This is a genomic window from Mesorhizobium sp. M7A.F.Ca.AU.002.02.1.1, assembly GCF_003998535.1.
GTDB classification, from domain to species: Bacteria; Pseudomonadota; Alphaproteobacteria; order Rhizobiales; family Rhizobiaceae; genus Mesorhizobium; species Mesorhizobium ciceri.
Genome location: NZ_RZPB01000557.1, coordinates 1 through 4,080, shown reverse-complemented (window position 1 = coordinate 4,080; position 4,080 = coordinate 1). Strand labels below are relative to the sequence as shown.

At 62.3% G+C, this 4,080-nt stretch carries 4 protein-coding genes; all 4 read left to right on the top strand.

All coding sequences use genetic code 11. The features are described from left to right. Positions 1-6: 6 nt before the first annotated feature. Positions 7-870 (top strand): cytochrome-c oxidase, cbb3-type subunit III, encoded by an 864-nt coding sequence (gene ccoP, locus EN879_RS26620; protein ID WP_063170485.1) that lies wholly within the window; start codon positions 7-9, stop codon positions 868-870. A gap of 186 nt (positions 871-1,056) precedes the next feature. Beyond that, on the top strand, positions 1,057-2,616 hold the full coding sequence (ccoG, locus tag EN879_RS26615; protein ID WP_063170860.1) for a cytochrome c oxidase accessory protein CcoG: 1,560 nt from the start codon (positions 1,057-1,059) through the stop codon (positions 2,614-2,616). Next, positions 2,613-3,110: a FixH family protein gene (locus tag EN879_RS26610; protein ID WP_013524997.1), complete on the top strand. Its 498-nt coding sequence runs from the start codon at positions 2,613-2,615 to the stop codon at positions 3,108-3,110. Before ccoG ends, EN879_RS26610 begins: the two co-directional genes overlap by 4 nt. Continuing rightward, positions 3,107-4,080 (top strand): heavy metal translocating P-type ATPase (locus EN879_RS26605; RefSeq protein WP_164774590.1); only part of this gene is annotated, 974 nt, incomplete at its 3' end. The genes EN879_RS26610 and EN879_RS26605, both read left to right, overlap by 4 nt.

The window sequence follows — 4,080 nt, the reverse complement described above, 5'->3', positions numbered from 1 at the left end:
GTGATCATGAGCGACGAGCATATCGATGAAATCTCCGGCGTCTCGACCACCGGCCACGAATGGGATGGCATCCGGGAACTGAACAACCCGCTTCCCAGATGGTGGGTCATCACGTTTTACATCACCATTGTCTGGGCCATCGGCTACACCATCGCCTATCCGGCATGGCCCCTGCTGCACTCGGCGACGAAGGGTTTGCTCGGCTATTCCAGCCGCAACGAAGTCAGGAACGAGCTGACTGCGGCTGAAGCCGCCAAGGGCAAATACATCTCGGCGGTGGCGTCCAAGAGCGTCTCGGAGATCGCCGCGGACGATGGCCTGCGCGAATTCGCAATCGCCGCCGGTGGCGCCGCTTTCAAGGTCAATTGCGTACAATGTCATGGCTCCGGCGCCCAAGGTTCCAAGGGCTTTCCCAATCTCAACGACGACGACTGGCTGTGGGGCGGCAAGGCCGAGCAGATCCAGCAGACGATTATGCACGGCATCCGCTTTGCGTCCGATGCGGAGACGCGCCTGTCGGAAATGCCTGCCTTTGGCGACATCATAACCACTGACCAGATCGCTCAGGTTAGCACCTATGTCGCCAGCCTGTCGGGAAAGGTCCAGGATGCCAGCCTCGTCGAGCCCGGCGCCAAGGTCTTTGCCGAAAATTGCGTGGCCTGTCATGGCGACAATGCAAAAGGCAACAAGGAGCTCGGGGCGCCCGACCTGACCGATGCGATCTGGCTCTATGGATCCGGTGAGACAGCCATCGCCGCACAGGTCCGTGCGCCAAAACAGGGCGTCATGCCGGCCTGGGGCGCACGCCTGGGCGAGACCAAGGTCAAGGAACTCGCCGTCTATATCCATTCGCTTGGTGGTGGGGAATAGGAAGCGGGGACCTGTTCCCACCCTTCGCCAGCCAAGCGACGAGGCCCGGCCATGCCGGGCCTCGACCTATATTCGGCACCGGTAATTGACTTGCATCAACGCGCCTGCCCCCGCCCCGCGCCAAGACTTGCCTACGCTGGCAGCCTGGGCATGGGCAGATTGTCGCCTGCGCGAGTGGAGATGCATGTGCTGGACAATACGCAGGTAGAGCGGCTCGAAGCCGAAGCGGCCAATTCCGCCAAGGTGCGCCAGCCGATGTATGCCGCGCGCAAGAAGATATTCCCGAAACGGGCAACAGGGAACTTTCGTCGGTTCAAGTGGCTGGTGATGGCGATCACACTCGGTATCTACTACCTGACACAGTGGTTGCGATGGGACCGTGGCCCGTTCGCCCCGGACCAGGCCGTGCTGCTCGATCTCGCCAACCGGCGCTTCTACTTCTTCTTCATCGAGATCTGGCCGCAGGAATTCTACTATGTGGCCGGCCTTCTGATCATGGCCGGCGTCGGTCTTTTCCTGATCACGTCGACTATCGGTCGCGCCTGGTGCGGCTATACATGTCCGCAGACTGTATGGGTCGATCTGTTTCTGGTCGTCGAGCGCGCCATCGAGGGTGATCGCAACGCACGCATGAAACTCGATGCCGGCCCATGGACCGCCCGCAAGCTTGCGCTGCGGGCATCGAAACACGCCATCTGGCTGGGCATAGGGGCGGCGACGGGCGGCGCCTGGATCTTCTATTTTGCCGATGCGCCGACGCTGGTTGGCGAACTCTTTACCGGCACCGCGGCACCCGTTGCCTACATCACCGTCGCCGTGCTGACGGCCACGACCTATACGTTCGGCGGGCTGATGCGCGAACAGGTCTGCACCTACATGTGCCCATGGCCACGCATCCAGGCGGCCATGCTCGACGAAAGTTCGCTCACCGTCACCTACAATGACTGGCGCGGCGAACCGCGTTCGCGTCATGCCAAGTCGGTGCAAGCCGCGGGACAGTCGGTCGGCGACTGCGTCGACTGCAATGCCTGTGTCGCGGTCTGCCCGATGGGGATCGACATTCGCGACGGCCAGCAGCTCGAATGCATCACCTGCGCGCTTTGCATCGACGCCTGCGACGGCGTCATGGGCAAGCTCGGCAGGGAACGCGGACTGATTTCCTACGCAACGCTCTCCGATTACAACGCCAACATGATGCTGGCGACCGCGGGCGGCTCCAGTTCAGTCAACCCGTCGCTGGTCAGGACCGCTGATGGCCTGTTCTCCGACAAGGTGGCGCATTTCCATGTCAGCAAGATCTTCCGGCCACGCACCTACGTCTACATGGGTCTGTGGTCGCTGATCGGCCTGGGTCTGCTCTATTCGCTGCTGACGCGCGACAGGCTCGAAGTCAATGTGCTGCACGACCGCAATCCGCAATTCGTACCGTTGTCCGACGGCTCGATCCGCAACGGCTACACCGTCAAACTGCTCAACATGATCCCCGAGCCGCGGATCATTGTTGTCACCATGCAGGGCTTGCAAGGAGGCGAAATGAGCGTGGTCGGGGACGACATCAAGGCGGGTCGCTCCTTTGCCATCCCGGTCGAGCCCGATCGCCTGAAAATGCTGAAGGTCTTCGTGCGCCAGCCGGCCGACCAAATCCGTGGCGCAGCGCAAACCTTCACGTTCCGTGTCGAGGACAAGTCGAGCTTCGAGGCGGACGAATACACCGCCACCTTCAACGCGCCGGAGATCGCCAGATGACCGCTAACGCTGAAAAAACCCGCGAATTCACCGGCAGGCACATGCTGTTCACCATCCTTGCCTTCTTCGGCGTGGTCATCGCGGTCAATCTGACGATGGCCACGCTCGCCAACACCAGTTGGACCGGCCTTGTCGTCGAGAACACCTATGTGGCGAGCCAGCAATTCAACAAGAAGGCCGAGGAGGGTCGCGCGCAAGCAGCCCTTGGCTGGACCGGCAGGCTGACCATCGCATGGGGCGAAGTTCGCTATGGCCTCACCGACGCCGCCGGCAAGCCGGTTCCCTTGCATGGCGTCAAGGTGCTGTTTCGCCATCCCGCCTACGAGAAAGAGGACAAGTCGGTCATCCTCGCGCCCGCCTCGGACCAGGAATTCGCAGCCCAGCACATGCCGAAGGACGGCGTCTGGATTGTGGAAGTCGACGCCGACGCCGGTCTGGAAAAGCCGTATCGCGACGTCCGCAGGATCATGATTTCCAATGGAGCGCTGCAATGAGTTGTTGTGCACCGGGCGCCGAAATGGCGCTTGATCTGGTCAACACCGGATCGGTCCTGCCGTCCAGCCAGGAGATAAGGCTGGCGAGCCGATCGCTCGGCGATGATCTCCGCCAGACCGATCTTTCAGTCCCCACGGTTCATTGCGCGGCCTGCATCGAGGCGATCGAGACGGCATTGGGAATGCTCGATCAAGTGGAGAGCACTCGGGTCAACCTGTCGACGAAGCGGGTCGCGGTCCGCTGGCGTGGAAACCAGGTGCCACCGTTCGTCGCCGCGCTGGGACGGCTAGGCTACGAGGCGCATCTGTTCGACCCCGAGGTCGACAACAAGGACAAAACGCTTTCGGAGCTGATCCGCGCCGTTGCTGTCGCCGGCTTTGCGGCGGGCAACATCATGCTGCTTTCAGTGTCGGTCTGGTCTGGCGCCGAAGGCGCAACGCGGGACCTGTTTCATTGGCTCTCGGCGCTGATCGCGATCCCGGCACTTGCCTTCGCGGGCGGCATCTTCTTCCGCTCGGCCTGGAACGCGCTGCGTCACGGCCGCATGAACATGGACGTGCCGATCGCGGTCGGGGTGTCCCTCGCCTACGCCATGAGCCTCTACGAGACGATCAACCATGGCGACCACGCCTATTTCGATGCGTCGGTGTCGCTGCTGTTCTTCCTGTTGATCGGCCGCACGTTGGATCACGTGATGCGCGAACGTGCCCGGACCGCCGTGAAAGGCCTGTCCCAGTTGGCCGTACGTGGCGCCATGGTGCTGCGCGGCGACGGCGCACGCGACTATCTGCCGGTTGGCGAGATCGAACCCGGCATGCTGCTGTTGATCGCAGCCGGTGAAAGGATACCCGTTGACGGCAAGGTCTCTCGAGGGACGTCGGACCTGGACTGTTCGCTTGTCTCGGGCGAGAGCACGCCCCGAAGCGTAGCGCCAGGCGAAGCCGTACAGGCTGGAGTCCTCAACCTGAC